The 17987-nt window shown below is 67.4% G+C and carries 22 protein-coding genes; 9 read left to right on the forward strand and 13 right to left on the reverse strand.

All coding sequences use genetic code 11. The annotated features are described in order from the left end of the window. Nucleotides 1–1216 (forward strand): aminodeoxychorismate synthase component I (locus tag TX88_RS22390; RefSeq protein ID WP_044520064.1); only part of this gene is annotated, 1216 nt, incomplete at its 5' end. Here the strand turns inward: TX88_RS22390 and TX88_RS22395 are convergent. Beyond that, nucleotides 1205–1570 (reverse strand): hypothetical protein, encoded by a 366-nt coding sequence (locus TX88_RS22395; protein WP_044520065.1) that lies wholly within the window; start codon nt 1568–1570, stop codon nt 1205–1207. The two genes, TX88_RS22390 and TX88_RS22395, sit on opposite strands and share 12 nt — an antisense overlap. A 64-nt stretch (nt 1571–1634) precedes the next feature. Next, nucleotides 1635–2471, reverse strand: coding sequence for a 16S rRNA (cytidine(1402)-2'-O)-methyltransferase (gene rsmI, locus TX88_RS22400; protein ID WP_044520066.1), 837 nt, complete (start codon nt 2469–2471; stop codon nt 1635–1637). A 24-nt stretch (nt 2472–2495) separates the two neighbouring features. Between rsmI and TX88_RS22405 the strand changes: the two genes are divergently transcribed. Then, nucleotides 2496–4046, forward strand: a complete 1551-nt coding sequence (locus TX88_RS22405) for a dolichyl-phosphate-mannose--protein mannosyltransferase (RefSeq protein ID WP_044520067.1) — start codon at nt 2496–2498, stop codon at nt 4044–4046. Between the two features lie 99 nt (nt 4047–4145). Next, on the forward strand, nt 4146–4985 hold the full coding sequence (locus tag TX88_RS22410; protein ID WP_044520068.1) for a type IV toxin-antitoxin system AbiEi family antitoxin: 840 nt from the start codon (nt 4146–4148) through the stop codon (nt 4983–4985). Nucleotides 4986–5046: 61 nt separating this feature from the next. On the opposite strand, the gene arcA is transcribed toward TX88_RS22410, so the two are convergent. Continuing rightward, a complete protein-coding gene (arcA, locus tag TX88_RS22415) occupies nt 5047–6249 on the reverse strand; it encodes an arginine deiminase (protein ID WP_044520069.1) in 1203 nt (400 codons plus the stop codon). Nucleotides 6250–6282: 33 nt separating this feature from the next. Between arcA and soxR the strand changes: the two genes are divergently transcribed. Then, nucleotides 6283–6714 (forward strand): redox-sensitive transcriptional activator SoxR, encoded by a 432-nt coding sequence (gene soxR / locus TX88_RS22420; protein WP_044520070.1) that lies wholly within the window; start codon nt 6283–6285, stop codon nt 6712–6714. Between the two features lie 34 nt (nt 6715–6748). Continuing rightward, entirely contained in the window at nt 6749–7345 is a 597-nt protein-coding gene (locus TX88_RS22425) for an alpha-ketoglutarate-dependent dioxygenase AlkB (protein WP_044520071.1), read from the forward strand. Nucleotides 7346–7364: 19 nt separating this feature from the next. Here the strand turns inward: TX88_RS22425 and TX88_RS22430 are convergent, their stop codons facing one another. Together TX88_RS22430 and TX88_RS22435 are read right to left on the reverse strand one after the other, a co-directional pair. Then, nucleotides 7365–8036, reverse strand: a complete 672-nt coding sequence (locus TX88_RS22430) for a DUF5642 family protein (RefSeq protein ID WP_044520072.1) — start codon at nt 8034–8036, stop codon at nt 7365–7367. 29 nt (nt 8037–8065) lie between these two features. Further along, the gene (locus TX88_RS22435) at nt 8066–8743 is read right to left on the reverse strand and encodes a DUF5642 family protein (protein WP_044520073.1); all 678 of its coding nucleotides are present in this window, start codon (nt 8741–8743) and stop codon (nt 8066–8068) included. 169 nt (nt 8744–8912) lie between these two features. On the opposite strand from TX88_RS22435, the gene TX88_RS22440 reads away from it, so the two are divergent. Together TX88_RS22440 and lpqN are read left to right on the forward strand one after the other, a co-directional pair. Then, nucleotides 8913–9164 (forward strand): hypothetical protein, encoded by a 252-nt coding sequence (locus tag TX88_RS22440; protein WP_044520074.1) that lies wholly within the window; start codon nt 8913–8915, stop codon nt 9162–9164. 144 nt (nt 9165–9308) lie between these two features. After that, on the forward strand, nt 9309–10019 hold the full coding sequence (gene lpqN, locus TX88_RS22445; RefSeq protein ID WP_044520075.1) for an envelope biogenesis lipoprotein LpqN: 711 nt from the start codon (nt 9309–9311) through the stop codon (nt 10017–10019). On the opposite strand, the gene TX88_RS22450 is transcribed toward lpqN, so the two are convergent. The 4 genes from TX88_RS22450 to TX88_RS22465 are packed head-to-tail and all read right to left on the reverse strand — an operon-like array spanning nt 10009 to nt 13065. Beyond that, nucleotides 10009–10845: a shikimate 5-dehydrogenase gene (locus TX88_RS22450; protein ID WP_044520076.1), complete on the reverse strand. Its 837-nt coding sequence runs from the start codon at nt 10843–10845 to the stop codon at nt 10009–10011. The two genes, lpqN and TX88_RS22450, sit on opposite strands and share 11 nt — an antisense overlap. Further along, nucleotides 10842–11843, reverse strand: a complete 1002-nt coding sequence (locus tag TX88_RS22455; RefSeq protein ID WP_044520077.1) for an acetyltransferase Pat — start codon at nt 11841–11843, stop codon at nt 10842–10844. Before TX88_RS22455 ends, TX88_RS22450 begins: the two co-directional genes overlap by 4 nt. A 32-nt stretch (nt 11844–11875) precedes the next feature. Continuing rightward, nucleotides 11876–12661 carry a molybdate ABC transporter substrate-binding protein gene (gene modA / locus TX88_RS22460; RefSeq protein WP_044520078.1) on the reverse strand — a complete coding sequence of 262 codons (786 nt, stop codon included), beginning with the start codon at nt 12659–12661 and terminating at the stop codon, nt 11876–11878. Further along, entirely contained in the window at nt 12658–13065 is a 408-nt protein-coding gene (locus TX88_RS22465; protein ID WP_044520079.1) for a TOBE domain-containing protein, read from the reverse strand. The genes modA and TX88_RS22465 overlap by 4 nt, the downstream gene beginning before the upstream one ends. Nucleotides 13066–13209: 144 nt before the next feature. Between TX88_RS22465 and TX88_RS22470 the strand changes: the two genes are divergently transcribed. Continuing rightward, nucleotides 13210–14667: an aldehyde dehydrogenase family protein gene (locus tag TX88_RS22470; RefSeq protein ID WP_044520080.1), complete on the forward strand. Its 1458-nt coding sequence runs from the start codon at nt 13210–13212 to the stop codon at nt 14665–14667. Between the two features lie 15 nt (nt 14668–14682). On the opposite strand, the gene TX88_RS22475 is transcribed toward TX88_RS22470, so the two are convergent. The 3 genes from TX88_RS22475 to TX88_RS22485 form a co-directional block, all read right to left on the reverse strand. Continuing rightward, nucleotides 14683–15237, reverse strand: coding sequence for a hypothetical protein (locus TX88_RS22475; RefSeq protein ID WP_044520081.1), 555 nt, complete (start codon nt 15235–15237; stop codon nt 14683–14685). Then, on the reverse strand, nt 15234–15449 hold the full coding sequence (locus tag TX88_RS22480) for a hypothetical protein (protein WP_244438580.1): 216 nt from the start codon (nt 15447–15449) through the stop codon (nt 15234–15236). The genes TX88_RS22475 and TX88_RS22480 overlap by 4 nt, the downstream gene beginning before the upstream one ends. Nucleotides 15450–15648: 199 nt before the next feature. Continuing rightward, entirely contained in the window at nt 15649–16386 is a 738-nt protein-coding gene (locus tag TX88_RS22485; protein ID WP_044520083.1) for an SDR family NAD(P)-dependent oxidoreductase, read from the reverse strand. Between the two features lie 168 nt (nt 16387–16554). Here TX88_RS22485 and TX88_RS22490 point away from each other — a divergent pair, with 168 nt between their 5' ends. Continuing rightward, the gene (locus TX88_RS22490) at nt 16555–17352 is read left to right on the forward strand and encodes an enoyl-CoA hydratase/isomerase family protein (RefSeq protein ID WP_044520084.1); all 798 of its coding nucleotides are present in this window, start codon (nt 16555–16557) and stop codon (nt 17350–17352) included. Here the strand turns inward: TX88_RS22490 and TX88_RS22495 are convergent. Continuing rightward, on the reverse strand, nt 17346–17960 hold the full coding sequence (locus tag TX88_RS22495; protein ID WP_044520085.1) for a TetR/AcrR family transcriptional regulator: 615 nt from the start codon (nt 17958–17960) through the stop codon (nt 17346–17348). The genes TX88_RS22490 and TX88_RS22495 overlap by 7 nt on opposite strands. Nucleotides 17961–17987 lie beyond the last annotated feature (27 nt).

Here is a 17987-nt window from a genome sequence, read left to right on the forward strand (position 1 = left end):
CGATGCCCCGGCGGTGCTGCGCGGTGTCGCCGCGGCCGCCCGGGCCGCGGGCCTGGCGCCGCCGGCCGCGGTGATCGGCGACTGGTTCGGCTCACGTGCGGTGATCGCGCCCTCGCTTTCGGTGGCCCCGGTGGCGCCGGAGATCTGCTTCGAGGTGGCACAGGACGCCACGGGACCGGCAGGCAGTGTGGGTGGCGGCTGGTTCGGCTATCTCTGCTACCCGGACCCGGGTGCCGACGGTGAACCCCCGCGCATCCCGGTGGCCGCCGGCGGCTGGTCGGACTGCGTGCTGCGCCAGGACGCCGACGGCCTCTGGTGGTTCGAAAGCCTCAGTGGCGCAGAACTTCCCACCTGGCTGCGCGCACTGGAGCCAGGTGGGCCACACGGCTACGCCCTCACCTGGGTTGCCCCCGATCGCGACGATCACCGCCGGGGCGTGCTGGCCTGCCTGGAGGCCATCGCGGCGGGTGAGGTGTACCAGGCCTGCGTCTGCACCAGATTCACCGGCCGCATCGACGGCGAGCCGATCGATTTCTTCACCGAGGCGGTGGCCCGGACGGCACCCTCGCGGGCCGCCTACGTGGCCGGAGACTGGGGTGCGGTGGCCTCGCTGTCACCGGAGTTGTTCCTGCGCCGGGCGGGCACCGCCGTCACCTCCAGCCCGATCAAGGGCACGTTGCCGTCCTCGGCCGATCCGGCCGCTCTGCTGGCCTCGGTCAAGGACGTCGCCGAGAACGTCATGATCGTCGACCTGGTGCGCAATGATCTGGGACGGGTGGCGACCACCGGCAGCGTGACGGTGCCCGAACTGCTCGCGGTTCATCCGGCGCCCGGAGTCTGGCATCTGGTCTCGACCGTGACCGCCGAGGTTCCCGTGCATACGCCGACGAGTGCACTGCTCGACGCCACCTTCCCTCCGGCCTCGGTGACCGGCACCCCGAAGCGGCGGGCCCGCCAGTTGCTGCAGCAGTGGGAACCGGCGCGGCGCGGAGTCTATTGCGGCACCGTCGGTTTGGCCTCACCCGTGGCAGGCTGCGAGCTCAACGTGGCGATCCGCACCGTGGAGTTCGGCTCCGACGGGTCGGCGGTCCTCGGTGTCGGCGGCGGCATCACCGCCGATTCCGACGTCGACGCGGAATGGGATGAGTGCCTGCACAAGTCGGCTTCGATCGTGGAGTTGTCCGGTCAGAGCCACCAGCTTTCGTCAGGGAGCTGAGTCGGGCTGGAGCGCCGATCCCCACATCGCGATCCTCGCGTTGAACGCGCCGGTGTCCGGAGACTCGGGGTGCCAGGCGGATATCTCGACGGCGACGGGTACGAAGCTGTCGCCTTCATAGATCGGCACAGCCGAGTACGCCTGAACCTGCCCGCCCTGGACGAGGGGGGCGATGATGTTGAGATCGACATCCGCCTTCGCCGCCGCCAACCCGAGCGGGCAGTACACCATGTTCTGAACGTGATCCTGCCCGCCGAATTCGGCCGGCATGAGGGGCATCCGTTCCAATTGCCCTTGTGCACAAAGCTGTTCGGCCTTTTCCGCGGAATCGACCGTTGAGAAATCCGGACCCATTCCGCAACCCTAGCCGGTGCCTCGCACCGTCAGATGCACCAAAATGGCCGACCCGAAACGGGTATCAGTCCCGTGCGCGCAGCACGGCGTCGTAGAGCTCGCGCCGGGACGGCGCTCCCGGGTTCGCGGCGATCACCTGAGCACAGGCGTCCTTGACCCGGATCCCGTCGGCCACCAGTTCCTCGACCTCGGCCACCAGGTCGGGTAGTTCGACGGTCGGGGTGCCCCCGGCCAGCACCACGGTGATCTCCCCCAGCACGCCGTCGGCGGCCCACTCGGCGAGTTCGGCCAGGCTGCCGCGGCGGATCTCCTCATGGGTCTTGGTCAGCTCGCGGCACACCACCGCGCGTCGCTCCGGGCCCAGCACCTCGACGGCGTCGCGCAGTGTCTCGCCCAGCCGGCGCGGAGATTCGAAGAACACAGTGGTGCGGGGTTCGGCGGCCAGGGTCTGCAGCCAGGCCAGCCGGGCGGCGTGTTTGCGCGGGGCGAAGCCCTCGAAGCAGAACCGGTCCGAGGCCAGCCCGGACACCGCAAGCGCCGTCGTCACCGCACTCGGGCCCGGCAGGCAGGACACCGGCAGATCCGCCTCCGCGCAGGCCGCGACCAGGCGGTAGCCCGGGTCATTGATCAAGGGCATCCCGGCGTCGCTGACCACCAGTACCGTCGCGCCCGCCGCGATCTCCGCGACCAGGCCCGGCACCCGGCTCGCCTCGTTCTGGTCGAAGAAGCTCAAGATCCGGCCGGACGGCTGCACGCCGAGCGACTGGGCCAGGCCACGGACGCGTCGCGTGTCCTCGGCCGCCACGATGTCGGCCGTGCGCAGCGCTGTGATGAGACGCGCAGAGGCATCGGAGGGCAGGCCCAGCGGCGTGGCGCCGATCAGTAGTTTGCCGGGTGTCACGACCGACAGCCTACGATCGCTTGCGTGACCGCCACCGCCACCGATACCCCGACGGCTGGTCGCTCGGTCCCGTTGATCAGCCCAGCGCCACTGATCCCGGCCCCGGATTTCGGGCCGACGGACCGGCTGCAGGGCTGGTTGATGACGGCGATCATCACCGCGCTGGCCGCGATCAGCCGGTTCCTCAACCTGGGCTCCCCGACCGATGCCGGCACGCCCGTCTTCGACGAGAAGCACTACGCGCCGCAGGCCTGGCAGATGCTGCACAACCACGGGGTCGAGGACAACCCCGGCTACGGGCTCGTGGTGCATCCGCCGGTGGGCAAGCAGCTGATCTCGATCGGTGAGGCGCTGTTCGGCTACAACGGGCTGGGCTGGCGATTCTCCGGGGCGCTGTGCGGCGTGATCATCGTCCTGCTGGTGGTGCGGATCGGGCGCCGGATCAGCCGCTCCACCCTTGTCGGCGGCATTGCCGGGCTGCTGATCATCGCCGACGGGGTCAGCTTCGTCTCGGCCCGTACGGCGCTGCTGGACGTGTTCCTGGTGGTGTTCGTGGTGGCCGCCTTCGCCTGCCTGATGGTGGATCGCGACGACGTGCGTCAACGCATGCACAACGCGTTCATGGAGGGCCGGATCGCGGAGACGCCGTGGGGTCCGCGGCTGGGCGTGCGGTGGTGGCGGTTCGGTGCGGGGGTGCTGCTCGGTCTGGCCTGCGCCACCAAGTGGTCCGGTCTGTACTTCGTGCTGTTCTTCGGCGTCATGACCCTCGTGCTCGACGCGATCGCGCGCAAGCAGTACCACGTGCCTGCACCGTGGCGGGGCGTGCTGCACCGTGATCTGGGGCCGGCCGCGTACGTGTTCGGCCTGATCCCGTTCGCCGTGTACCTGGCGTCGTACGGGCCGTGGTTCGCCTCCGAGACCGGTGTCAACCGGTACGAGGCCGGCCAGTCCATCGGCGAGAACAGCATCATCCCCCTGCCCGACGCGCTGCGCTCGCTGTGGCACTACACCTATGCCGCCTACCATTTCCACGCCGGGCTGACCAACGCCGACGGCAACCACCACCCGTGGGAATCCAAGCCGTGGACGTGGCCGATGTCCTTGCGGCCGGTGCTCTACGCGATCGACAACCACGACGTGGCCGGGTGCGGAACGCAGTCGTGCGTGAAAGCCGTGATGCTGGTGGGCACTCCGGCGATGTGGTTCATCGCGGTGCCGGTGCTCGGGTGGGCGCTGTGGCGGGCCGTGGTGCGGCGGGACTGGCGCTACGGCGTGGTTCTGGTCGGGTACGCGGCCGGTTTCCTGCCCTGGTTCTTCGACATCGACCGGCAGATGTACTTCTTCTACGCCACCGTGATGGCGCCGTTCCTGGTGCTGACGATCGCGCTGATCCTCGGCGACATCCTTTACCAACCCAGGCAGAACCCGGAACGCCGGACGTTGGGACTGCTGGTGGTGTGCTTCTACGTGGCACTCGTGATCGCGAACTTCGCGTGGCTGTACCCGGTCCTGACGGGCATCCCGATTTCGCAGTCGACCTGGAACCTGGAGATCTGGCTGCCCTCGTGGCGTTGAGATTGCACACAGGGTCGTGAAACCGAGTTATCCACAGCCCGGAGCGCAATCTCAAGTTTGACGGCCCGTTTTGTCGGTCTCGCATCACAGCATCACGGCATGCGAGAAGTCTTCATCGGCAGTGAGATGCTCAGGCGCGGTGCTCTCACCCGCAGCCAGCTGCGGTGGAACTATCGGTCGATATTTCCCGACGTGTACGTGCCGAAGTCCGGACCACTTCCCCTGTGGCGCAGGACCATCGGCGCCTACTTGTGGTCAGGCCGCAACAGCGTGATCGCGGGCAGGGCGGCTGCGGCGCTGCATGGCGCGCAGTGGGTAGCCCACGATGCACCGATCGAGATGCTCTGGCGCAATGGCCGCCCACCAGATGGCATCGTCGTTCGGAATGAGCGGATCGACCCAGACGAGATCGCCGTCGTAGCCGGCCTCCCGGTGACGACACCGCAGCGGACGGCTCTGGATCTGGCACGACATCTGCCCCGGGATCTGGCTGTTCAGCACCTCGACGCGCTTGCACGAGCCACGGATGTCAAAGCAGCCGATGTTCTGCTCCTGGCCGATCGCTATCCGAGAGCCCGGGGACTGCGCCGGGCGGAAGTCGCGCTCGACCTGATGGACGGCGGTGCCCAATCTCCGAGAGAAACCTGGCTTCGGCTGGTCCTCATCGACGGTGGGCTGCCGCGGCCACGCACCCAGATCCGGGTGACCGACGGCTTCAACGAGGCCTTCATCGACATGGGCTACGACGAGCCGATGGTCGGAGCCGACTACGAGGGAAAACACCATGCCACTGACCGCCCTCGGTATGTGCACGACATCGGTCGCAACGAGCTGATCGCACGGCAGGGGTGGATCGACATTCACGTGGTGGTCGAACACAGCAAGGCGTTCATCCTGCATCGCATGCGCGAAGCGTTGAGATTGCGCACAGGGTCGTGAAATCGGCGCCACCACAGCCCTGAGCGCAATCTCAACGGCGACCGGGCGACCCCGACGCGATCTAGAGCAGGTCCCGCGCAGCCGGACACGACATACAGCGTGGCCCGCCCCGGCCGGTGCCCAGCTCCGACGCCTCGATCGGCAGCACTTCGATGCCCGAATCAGCCAGCCGGGCATTGGTTTCCGAGTTGCGCTCGTAGGCCACCACCACACCCGGCGCCAGGGCCAGGGTGTTGTTGCCGTCGTCCCATTGCTCACGTTCGGCGGTCACGGGATCGAGCCCGGTGTCGATCACCCGCAGCTGCTCGATCCCCATCGCATCGGCGGCCGCCTGCACGAAAGGCACCTCGTCGTCGATCCGGATCCCGGCCTCGGTGCGGTGAATGGTGAACGCCGACAACGAGTCCACGATGTTCGGGTACATCACGACCGCATCGACGTCGACCATGGTGCACACGGTGTCCAGGTGCATCTGGGCGCGCTCCTGCCGGATCGGCACCGCCAGCACGGTATGGGCCAGGTCGTCGTCGAACAGGCTGCGCGCCAACGCCTCGGCTCCGGCGGGTGTGGTCCGCTCCCCCACCCCGACCGCGACCACCCCGGGCCCCAGCAGCAGCACGTCGCCGCCCTCGACAGGAGCCGAGCGCGACTCGTAGGCCCGCCGGACGCCGAGGAACCGCGGATGGTGCGCATAGATCAGGTCGGTCAGCGAGGTTTCGCGCACCCGGGCCGGTAGCGCGAGCGAGGTGATGGCCACGCGCGGGCCGATCCAGAACGACGAATCCCTGGTGAACAGGAGATTGGGCAGCGGCTCGATCACGAAATCGCCGCCGTGGTGCATGAGGCGGACCAGTGACAGCTCGGCACCGTGAAAGGGCACCTCGTTGAACGTCATGCCGGCCATCAGGATGTGTGCCAGATCGACCGGCGGCAGGGTGCGCAGATAGGCCGAGAGTTCCTGGGCCAGTGGCACACCCAGACGCCGTGCGTCGACGGCAGCGGAGATGCCGTGCATCCGCGCCGCACCGCTGGCCAGCGCCTCGGTCAGCAGATCGGCCAGCAGCACCTCGACGCCGCGGGAACGTAGCACCGCCGCGAAGGCGTCGTGCTCACGTTGTGCCTTGGCCACCCACGGCAAGCCGTCGAACAGCAGGGCGTCGTTGTTGCGTGGCGTCAGCCGCTGCAACTCCGGCCCGGGCCGGTGCAGGATGACGGCGCGCAGCGTGCCGACCTCAGAATTGGAACCGAACGCCGCAGTCTCCACGCAATGACGTTAACTCAACTATGGTTGAGGTGTATGGAGACGCACGAGTTAACTCCTGGCGAGATGTCGGTCCGCAGCGGCGTGGCGGTGTCGGCACTTCACTTCTACGAGCGCGAGGGCCTGATCGCCAGCCGGCGCACCTCGGGGAACCAACGCCGCTATGCCCGCGAGACGCTGCGCCGTGTGGCATTCATCCGGATGTCGCAGCGCCTGGGCATACCGCTGGCCCGCATCCGCGATGCGCTGTCCAGCCTGCCGGACGACCGGATCCCGACCAGCAAGGACTGGGCCAGGCTCTCGGCCGGCTGGCGTCAGGACCTCGACGACCGCATCCTGCACCTACAACGGTTGCGCGACAACCTGACCGGCTGCATCGGCTGCGGCTGCCTGAGCCTCAAGACCTGCCTGCTGACCAACCCCGGCGACGTTCTCGCCGAGCACGGGCCGGGCGCCTCCCGCCTCTAACGCAGTCGAACGTCTGTGCGATACACTCGCGCGCATGGAGCTGGCGTTGCAAGGCTCACTGTTCGAGCACGCTGAACGTCGTCGACTCGGCAACGACGCCTGGGTTGAACTGCGCTCGGGCTGGTTGCCCGATGCCGACTCGCTGTTCGAGGAGTTGATGGACGGGATCCCCTGGCGGTCCGAAGAACGCGAGATGTACGACCGCGTGGTGGCGGTGCCGCGGCTGGTCAGCTTTCACGACCTGATCAACGAACCGGTGCCGCACCCCCGGCTCAAGCAGATCCGGCGCAGGCTCAACGACACCTTCGGCGGCGAGCTCGGTGAACCGTTCACCACCGCGGGCCTGTGTCTGTACCGCGACGGCAACGACAGTGTGGCCTGGCACGGCGACACCATCGGCCGCAGCCGCACCGAGGACACCATGGTGGCCATCGTCGGGCTGGGCGCGACAAGGGTTTTCGCACTGCGCCCGCGGGGCGGCGGCCATGCCCTGCGGCTACAGCACCGCCACGGCGACCTGTTGGTCATGGGCGGCTCGTGCCAGCGCACCTGGGAGCATTCGATTCCGAAGACCACCAGCCTGGTCGGGCCGCGCATCAGCATCCAGTTCCGCCCGCAAGACGTGCGCTGAGGGTCGGGTCGACCCCGTACTAACCCCTCACACTGGCCACCGCGGTGCTGAGCAGGTCGCGGGCCCGCTTGTCGTCCACCGGTGACACCGGCTTGCCCGGCTCCACCAGTGGGTTGGCGGTGACGATCACCAGGAACGTGTCGAAACTGGCGACGTAGTTGTACAACTCGCCGGTGCGCGGCTGACCACCCACCACGGTCTGCACGATGCGGTGGGTTCCGGTCGTGCGGGCCCCCTCGATCTGCGGCGCTTCGACCACGTCCACCTGCCCCCGCATACCGGGGCCCAGGAATTTCACCTTCTTGCACGCATCGCCCGGGTCGTTCAACTGGACCGGCTCAGAGGTCTCCACGGCCAGCACGATGAACCGGTTGCCCGCCCCTTCGGCCGTGGTGGCGGCCATGTTGCCCTTCAGCCCCTCCGGCAACGACTGGCCTTCGGCGAACTTCGCGCAATCAGCAGGGTCGACCTTCACGCCGGGCGGCATCTTTTGCGGCGCCAGCATTTTCGGGTCGATCCCGGTCGGGGCGACATCGGACACCTTGAACTCCGGGCCGAAACTGGAGCGCACCTTGGCGACGTTGGCGATGTCCGCGTTGGCGGAGTTCGACTGGTCAGATTGACCGCATGCGACCAATCCGGTGGCGCAGGCGAGGACGCCGGCGGCGAGTAAGACGTTGCGGTTCCACATCGCTGGTCAACTTACCTGGCAGTGCCGACTCAGCCGCGTAACGCCGAAACCGTTTTCACCAGCAGGTCGGAGGTGAACGCCCGGTCGAGCGCGGGATTGGGCGATCCGGGGTCGGTGACGACGGTGATGAACAGGTGGTAGCCGCCGGTCTCGGAGTTGAGATCGGCGGTGAACGTATCGGCGTGGGATCGCGTTTCGGTGCCACCCTCGACGACGGTGGTGACGGCCGTCGCCATCCCGGCGGTCACCGCGCCCTCGACCACCGGAGCCTCGATCGGGGTGACGGTTCCGACCGAATGCCCGCCCGACACACTCCACCGGTCGCACGACGCGTCGGGCCCGGCTTCGTCGGGCGCGCCCGTCACCTTCGCGACGGCGGCATAGACGATGCCGCCGGGCCCCGATGCCGACCAGCCGCGGGCGGGATCGGTTTCGGGGGCCGCCGGCGCAGCGCATTCCGCGGGGTCGGCCGTCCAGTCCGGGCCGAAGCCCCACAGCGATACCGGGGTGGCACGCGGGTCGATTCCCACCACCTCGTAACCGGGCGGCAGATCCTGGCGCACGCGGTCGATGCGGGCCGGGCTCACCGTGACGACATTGCCGGTGGCCTGAGGCCCCGACGATGTCGGCGTAGGTTCCGGTGCCGGCCGCGACCCACACGCTGCGGTGCACACCAGCAGGGCCGCCGCGACGGCGAAAACGCGCACGGCGTTTTGATACCACAGCCCCGGGTTTGCTGTCGAGGACGGCCGCAGCGCCGCTTGTCAACTTGTTTTTCGTCGCTGACAACACGACAAGTGTTGCGATACAGCGGAATTTAATCGACGCAGGACTGGTTGCGACAAGCAGGACGTAGAACGATGAGGGGCAGAACAGGTGTACGGATTGACGGGGGCTGTGCTGGCCGGCGGCGCACTGTCGGCTCTGGCTCTGGGTTTCCCAGCGACGACCGTGGCCGCGCCGTCGGGGGTCGGATCTGCGCAGGACACGGCAGACGAACTGGAACGTCAGGGCTACGACGTCGTGATCTACCGGGACGGGATGGCGGCGCTGGATCGCTGCACCGTCGCGTCGCTGCGCCCGGCTCGCGCTCTCCATCAGACGGTGTACTTGTCGGCGAAGTGCTGACGGCACCCGACCCCAACGGCCGGACATTTCACTGTGCAAAATGTTGTGCCGTAAGACTGCGGCTTCTGCCAGCCATTTCCCAGTAGAGCGTTTATCGTGCAAATCAGTTGCGCCTCACCGGGGCGTCCAACCGATTGGAGACCGATGACCAGCTCAATGAGGGCCGGCGGGATCGCCATCGCCGCCGTGGCGCTCGGGGTCATGCTGGCCGGCTGCGGCGGCAAGACGGTGACCGGCACGGCAACTGAGGCGACCGGGGCCAGTGCGAGCAGCGAGGCCGGCACCGAACCGACCAAGTCCAAGGCCGACGACACCCGTGCCCCCACAGCCGGGCACCAGTACACGATCGTCGACTACATCCGCGACAACAACATCACCGAGACGGCGGTGCACCGCGGCGATCCCGGCACACCCAACCTGGACATGCCGATTCCCGAAGGCTGGACGGACGCGGGTTCGTCGGCCCCCGAATGGGCCTGGGGCGCAATCGTGTCCACCGATCCGGCGTTTGCCGCAGATCCGCCGTCGATCATCGCGCTGATGTCCAAACTGACCGGCGACGTGGACCCGGCCAAGATCCTTGAGTACGCCCCCAACGAGATCAGGAACCTGCCGGGCTACGAGAACCAGGGCGACGGGTCAGCGGACGAACTGAGCGGATTCGAGGCGTATCAGATCGGCGGCACCTACGTGAAGGACGGCGCCACCCGGCTGATCGCCCAGAAGACCGTGGTGATCCCCGCTTCCGACGGGCTGTTTGTGTTGCAGTTCAACGCCGATGGCACCGAGGATCAGATGGGCCCGCTGATGGATGCGACAGCGGCGATCGACGAGCAGACCGTCATCACGCCGTAGGCGACTGCCGGGAGAAGGCCGACGCCGCGGCCACCTGCTCAGGCGTCGGCCGTACTCCCGTGTAACGCTCGAATTGTTCTGCGGCCTGCAGCGCGATCACCTCGGCTCCGGTGATGACCGGAAGACCCGCCGCCCTGGCCGTCGTGATCAGCGGGGTTTCGGCGGGCATGGCCACGACGTCGACCACCGCGCGGGCTGACTCGATGGTGGCGGGTTCGAATGCGCTGCGGTGCTCGTCGGGCCCATCGGCCATCCCGATCGGGGTGACGTTGACCAGGATGGGTGCGGTCAACGTGCCGACCTCTGGCGCATAGTCGTAGCCGAGTGCCCCGGCCAGTTCGCGTCCGGCTTCCGCATTACGCGCGATGACGGTTCCGCCACGGAACCCCTTGTCCCGCAACGCCGCCCCGACCGCCTTGGCCATGCCGCCGCTGCCGCGGATCAGCACGGCATCGCTCGGGTCCAACCGCTCGATGAGCTCCTGCACCGCCAGATAGTCGGTGTTGGAGGCGACCAACCGGCCGCCGGGCACCGACAGGTCATTGACGATGGTGTTGACCGCATCGATCGCCAGGGCCGAAGGTTCGATCTCGTCGACGAGAGCCATGACGTCCTGCTTGAACGGCATCGACACCGAACAGCCACGGATACCCAGCGCCCGCACTCCGCCGATCGCCGCGGCGATATCGGTTGTGGTGAAAGCCTTGTAGAGATAGTCGAGGCCGAGTTCGTCGTAGAGATAGTTGTGGAACCGGGTGCCGATGTTGCTGGGCCTGGCCGCCAGCGAGATGCACACCCGCGTGTCCTTGTTGAGTGTCGGCTTCACTGGCTCACCGCCCGGATCACCTGACGGGTAACGTCTTTGATCTTCGCGGCCAGTTCGGGTTCGATGCTCAGCGTGCCGACGGCGGGCACGGCGACATCGGTGAGCACCACCCCCAGATCCTCACGCTCCCACACCGCGCCGAGCCGGTCCAGGATGCGCCGCATGGCGTAGTTGTCGCTCAGCACCCGTGCCGTAAAACGTTGGATACCAAGATAGTCCGCTGACACCACCAGGGCGTCCATCAGGAACGTGCCGATGCCGCGGCCCTGGTAGTCGTCACCGACGGTGAATGCCACCTCCGCTGTCGTCGCGTCGTGACCCTCGCGGACCACGCGGGCATCGGCGACGACCGGCCCGAGCGCACCCTCGGTCATCACCCAGACGAAATGATCGGCGTAGTCGACCTCGAACAGGTACTCCAGCAGGGCCTTGGTCGGCTTGCGTACGGATTGGAAACGCCGGTAGAGGGTTTCGCTGGAGAACTCGACGGGCCCGTTGAGGGTCCGCTCCACGTCGCCGGGCAGTACCGGCCGCAGATAGAACCAGTCGCCGTTGCTCACCTGCACCGGGATGGGGGTGATGAACCCGGCCAGCCGCTGGCGGGCGATGCGCACCAGGCGGTCGAACATCCCCGGCAGGTGCAGGATGAACTCGAACGCCTCGCGGTCACCGACCCAGCCCGTCACCGGTTCGAGGGCCGTCACCGTGGCGGTGCGCGACGCGTCGCGCAGCAGCGCGATCTCACCGATGATCAGGCCCGGCTCCAGGTCGGCGACGACGGCCTGGCCGTCAGGCCCGTCATGGACCACCCTGGTGCGCCCGGAGGCGATCAGCATGAACGTCAGGGCCGGGTCGCCCTGCCGGATCAGCACGTGCCCGGCCGGGACCGACAGGGGCCGCAGCAGGGCGGTCAACGGCGCCAGCACGGACGGCCGGCATCCGGCGAAGAATTCCAGTGCCGCCAGGTCGTCGGCACTGATCTCGGTCAGATCGGCCACAGACCCAGGCTACGGCGCCGCTGCGGGCTCGGTCAGGGCTTGGCGAATCCAGCCTTGGCGAGCGCTTTTTGGCCGGCCTCGCCGGTCACCAGGTCGACGAAACGGTGCGCCAGTTCGGCGTGCTCGGAGTCCTTGAGCACCGCGATGGGATAGGTGTTGACGGCCTGGGCCGCTTCGGGGAACGCCACGGCCGTGACTTTGTCCCCGGCTCCGGCGGCGTCGGTGACGTAGACCAGGCCGGCGTCGGCCTGTCCGCTGGTCACTTTCCCCAGCACGTCGGTGACCGAGGTCTCCTCGCTCACCGGCGACAGGTCGACGCCGGTGGCCTTCTCGACCTTTTCGGCGGCGCCACCGCAGGGCACCGGCGGCGCGCACACCACGACGCTGGTGCCGGGCTTGGCCAGATCGGCGAAAGACTTGATGCCCTTGGGGTTTCCCGGCGCAACGGCGATGGTCAGGGTGTTGGTGGCGAAGTTGACCGGGCTGCCCTCGACGAGGTTCGCGGTCACCGCCTTGTCCATGTTCCGGGTGTCGGCCGAGGCGAACACGTCGGCGTCGGCGCCCTGGGTGAGCTGGGTGACGAGGTCCGAGGATCCGGCGAACGAGAACTCCACCGCACTGCCTGGATTATCGGTCTTGAACTGCTCTCCGATCTCGGTGAACGCCGACTTCAGCGAGGCCGCGGCGAACACCGTGATCGAGCCGCCCTGGGCCGCACCCGAGGGTTCCGACGCCTTCTCGGCCGAGGTGCAGCCGCCGATCAAGGTCGTGGCAGCGAACGCGGTGAAGGCCAGGGCGCACATCCGGGAGCGGGTCATGACTGTCCTTTCGGGGTTTCCACGATGACGGTCGTGGCCTTGACCACCGCGACCGCGATACTGCCGGGGGCCAGGCCGAGTTCGCGGACCGACTGACTGCTCATCAGCGACACCACGGTGAACGGGCCGCACTGCATCTCCACCTGAGCCATCACCTCGTCGGCGATGACGTTGGTGACCAGCCCGGCGAACCGGTTGCGGGCCGAGCTGCCGATGCCGAGTGGATCCTTGGGCGCCGCAGCGGCGTTGGCGCGCGCGAACGCCGCCAGCGCGGCCCCGTCGATCACCTTGCGCCCGGAGCCATCGAGATGGGCCGGCAGCGATCCGTCGTCGATCCAGCGCCGCACGGTGTCGTCACTGACCCCGAGCAATTCGGCCGCCTCGCGGACCCGGATGTCTGGCACCGCGACAGCGTATCGACACCACCCCCGGTCAACAACCGCAAATACAGGGATATCGGCCGATATCAACCGCACATGCGGGTCTTGACCGCCCCTCTCTTCGACTGCTAAGCAGGTGCTCAGCATTTCGACGACGAAGGGAACCATATGGCACTGCAGACGGTTTTGGAAGAGCTCCGCAACCGACCCGGCACGGGCGAGACCATTCCGGTCATCGACCCCGCGACCGAGGAGCAGATCACCGAGTTCCGCGACTGCGGGCCCGAGGCGGTCAACGAGGCAGTCGCCGCCGCGAAGGCCGCCCATCAGTCCGGGGTTTGGACGGACATCCCGGCCCGCCAGCGCGCCAAGGCGCTGTGGAAGCTGGGCGATCTCATCGACGAGCACGCCAAGGCGTTCGCCGAACTCGAGTCGTTGGACGCCGGGATGCCCCCGATGCAGGCAGAGATGATCGTCTCCACCTGTGCGGAGTTCTTCCGCTACTACGCGGGCTGGTGTACCAAGATCAACGGCAGCAGCTACCAGGTGCAGATGGAGGGCGGCGTCAACAGCAACTACTCCAACCTGCACGCTTACACCACCAAAGAGCCGTACGGCGTGGTGGGCCTGATCTACCCGTGGAACGGCCCACTGTTCAACGCCTGCGCCAAGATCGCGCCCGCCCTGGCCGCCGGCTGCTCCACTGTCGTCAAGCCCGCCGAAGAAACCCCGCTGTCGGCGGTGCTGCTGGAGCGGCTGATCGGTGAGGCCGGCGTGCCGGACGGCGTGGCAAACTTCGTGATCGGCTACGGCGCCACCGCGGGTGCCGCGATCACCGCGCACCCCGACGTGGAGAAGGTGGCCTTCACCGGCTCGACCGAGGTCGGCAAGCAGATCATGCGGGACTCGGCGGACAACCTGAAGAAGGTGACCCTGGAGCTGGGCGGCAAGTCTCCGGTGCTGATCTACGAAGACGCCGACCTCGACATGGCGATCATGATGGCCTCGATGGGCATCTTCGTGCACTCAGGTCAGGGCTGCGTGTGTGGATCACGAATCTTTGTGCAGCGCAGCGTCTATGAACGCGTCGTGCAGGGCATCGCGATGATCGGGGACAACCTGGTGCTGGGCGGCCCCAAGGACGAGGGCGCGATGATCAGCCCGTTGGTCAGCCAGAAGCAGCTCGACCGCGTGCTGGGGTACATCGACCAGGGCAAGCGTGACGGTGCCGAAATCGTTTCCGGTGGATACCGGTTGGACCGCAAGGGCTACTTCGTCAAGCCCACCGTGGTCACCAACATCGACCCCGCCACCAGCCGCCTGTACAAGGAGGAGATCTTCGGCCCCGTCGTCACCATCCTGCCGTTCGACGACGACGACGAAGCCATCGCGATGGCCAACGACACCAGCTACGGCCTGGCCGCCACCGTCTGGACCACCAACCTGGCCCGCGCACACAGCCTCGGCAGGCGCCTGCAGGCCGGCATGGTGGGGCTGAACTGCCAGTTGACGTTCGACCACAACGTGCCGTTCGGCGGCTACAAGCAGTCGGGCATGGGCAAGGAGTTCGGCTACGAGGGTATCGACGCCTACCTCAAGACCAAGTCGATCTGGGCGCAGCTGTAGCCGAACGCCCTTCGGTCACAACGAGAATTGGATGGCGGCGAGCTCGAGGGCCTTGCCCTCGAGCCGCTGCCCCAGATAGATCTCGGCCTGCATGAGCCGCTCGCAGTGCCATCGGATGTCCTCGGCATGCTCCCGGGAGGCCGTGTAGCGCACCGCCATGGTGCTCACGTCGATGCGGCGGGTGTCGCGCACCTTGAGGTCCTCGGACACCTTGAAGCCCTCCTCCTCGGCGGCCGCGATCGCCTCCAGCACCTGGCCCACTGCCAGCCGGATGTCCCGGCAGCCGTTCTCGGCTATTTCGGAGGCCTCACGCTGGATGTCCCCCTGCTTGCGCACCACGACAGCGTCGGCACTGACCTGTTCACCCGCGGCCTCACCGGCGGCACCCGACCATTCCGCCCCACCCGGCGCGTGCACATTTTGCCGATGCCACTCGAACAGTTCTTCCGATTCGGCAGCCAACTGGCGCCAGCGCGCGGCAGCATCCGCGAGATACGTTGTGTCCCAGCCTTCTAACTGAGAGCGGGTCAATGCTCCACCACGCTGACCCGTGTCGGGCAGATCATTCACATCAACTCCGCCAGGCCCCCGGCGTGTTGGTCGTCGACGGCGGCGTATTGCAGCGCAGCCGCGGACAGGTGCCCCGCCTGCGCGCTGACGCGCCCCGCCTGGGATGTTCGCGCGGTGATCACCGCGTCGTCCATCGCCGAGACACCGGTGCTACTCGGGTAGCCCCCGGCATCGGGACGGACATGCGACACCCCCAATTCGGCAGCGATCATCTCGCTGCTAGTGGCCCCCGCCCGAAGCGCCCCCGGGTCCACTCTCAGATCGTTTGCCATAGCAATCCCCCAACTGGCCAATCTGCTCCCCGAGGCTAACCGAATCGGCTGGGTTGAGCCCAGGGGCTGAGCAAGTATGCCATTGCGAACTGGCGTCGACCAAGAGCGGGGCGGTCTCCCGTTGTCCACCAACCGGCCATCAACCGGCCATCGTCAAGCCCCCACTGACACTGAGGACTTGGCCAGTAATGAAGCTGGCATCGTCGGAAGCGAAGAAGAGCACAGCCTTGGCGACCTCCTCCGGTTCCGCGAGCCGGCGGAACGGGATGGCCCTGATCAGCCCGTCGCGGACCTTGTCCGGAAGCGAATGGAACAGCGGGGTGTCTGTCGGTCCAGGGCAAACACAGTTGACGTTGATCTGATGACGGGCCATCTCGCGTGCGAGCGACTTGGTGAAGGCGATCAAGCCGCCCTTGGTGCCTGCGTACACCGTCTCCCCGAGACTGCCCACCCGCCCTGCATCACTGGCAATGTTGACGATCTTTGCCATACCTCCCTCGGCGAGGATGGTTTCGAGGAAGGCGTGGGTGAGCCGGACGGGTCCGAGAAAGTTCACCGCGACCAACGCCTGCCACAGCGTGTCGTCGTTGGACATGAACGGCTCGACCCGGTCGAAGCCCGCGGCATTGACGATGACGGCGGGTGCTCCGTGCGCGGCCACGACGTCGTCGCGCAGTGTGCTCACCGCCTTCGGGTCGGCCAGGTCGACCACGTACGCGGTGGCGTTCGCACAGTCCTGGACGGTCTGGGCGAGGCCCGCTCCATCCCGGTCCACCGCCGCGACGGTGGCGCCGGCCTCGGCCAGTGCGGTCGCGATGGCGCGGCCGATCCCCGATGCCGCACCCGTGACGACGGCGACTTTGTTGTCGAATCGCATTACCCGACCTCCCGATCTGCGGTGGTGTGGACGCTGATGCCACTATCGGCCGCCCGGCACAGAAAATCAACCGATTGGTCGAGAATTGACTTAAGTGGTCGAAAAACCGTAGCTTCGGTTGAACAGAGCGCGCGCATGCCGTGCGTGCAGACAGGAGGGACACCCACCATGGATTTCTCTGACTACCAACAGTTGACGGTGACCCGCCGCGACAACGGCGTCCTGCTGATCACGCTGAACCGGCCGGAGAAGTACAACGCCGCCGATGAGGGCATGCACACCGAGTTGGCCAACATCTGGAAGGACGTGGCAGCCGACCCGCAGACCCGGGTCGCGGTGATCACCGGCGCGGGCAAGGCATTCAGCGCGGGCGGCGATCTCGCCATGGTCGAGCGGATGGCCGGCGACTACGACCGGGTGTCCCACATGCTCGGCGAGATGAGCGATCTGGTCTACAACATGATCAACTGCGACAAGCCGATCGTGTCCGCGATCAACGGCGTCGCGGTCGGGGCCGGCGCAGTGGCCGCCTTGCTGGCCGACGTCGCGATCATCGCCGAGGACGCCCGGATCGGTGACGGGCACGTCAAGCTCGGCGTGGCCGCCGGCGATCACGCCGCCATCATCTGGCCGCTGCTGGCCGGCACGGCGAAGGCCAAGTACTACCTGATGACCGGCGAGATGATCGGCGGCATCGAGGCCGAGCGGATCGGCATGGTCGCCAAAGCCCTTCCGCGGGAGGAGGTTCTGGACGAGGCCCTGCGGATCGCCGACAACCTGGCCACCGGGGCCCAGCAGGCGATCCGGCTGACCAAGCGTGCGCTCAACAACTGGTTGCGCAACGCAGGCCCGATTTTCGACCAGTCCGCGGCCTACGAGATGTTGACCTTCCTCGGGCCGGACGTGGTGGAGGGTTACACGGCCCTGCGGGAAAAGCGCGCGCCGCAATTCCCGTCGGCTCAATAGAACAGGCACAGCGCACGGTCGACGATCGCGGCGCGCAGTTCCGCGCGGTCGTCGTCGTGCATCCCCGGACCGATCCACACCGAGGACTGGTTCAGGACGCCGTGCAGGCACTGCAAGGCGACATTGACGTCGGGACAGGTGAATTCGCCGTCGGCCACACCCTGTTCCACCACCCGCCGGAACACCGCGTCATGGCGACGCCGCATGTCCTTCATCGGCTCATCGAAGACCTCCGGCCAGCCCCGCGGCCAGGAGAACACCGCGGCCACCTCGGGTGCGGTCTCGGTGAGGATGCGGATCTGCTCATCGATCAGGGCCGCCAGGTGCTCGCGAGCGCCAGCCTCCCCGATGGCATCCTCACGGGCCCCGAGCCGCTGCAGCACTTCCTCGGTCAGGGTCTCCAGCGCGGCGGCAACCAGGGCATCCTTTGATGAAAAGTAGTGGTAGAGAGTGGCCTTGGCGATGTCGGTCTGCTCGGCGACATCTTCCAGGCTCATCCCCTGGTAGCCGGATTCGGTGAGGATCCGGGTGGCCGTCTTGACGATCTCGGCCTTGCGCCGGTCACGACGGCGCGCCACGCGACTGGAGCCCGCGGGCTGATCCTCCACGGCCCCATCCTAGCCAGGCCCGGTCGA

The organism is Mycolicibacterium septicum DSM 44393 (genome assembly GCF_000455325.1).
GTDB lineage: Bacteria > Actinomycetota > Actinomycetes > Mycobacteriales > Mycobacteriaceae > Mycobacterium > Mycobacterium septicum.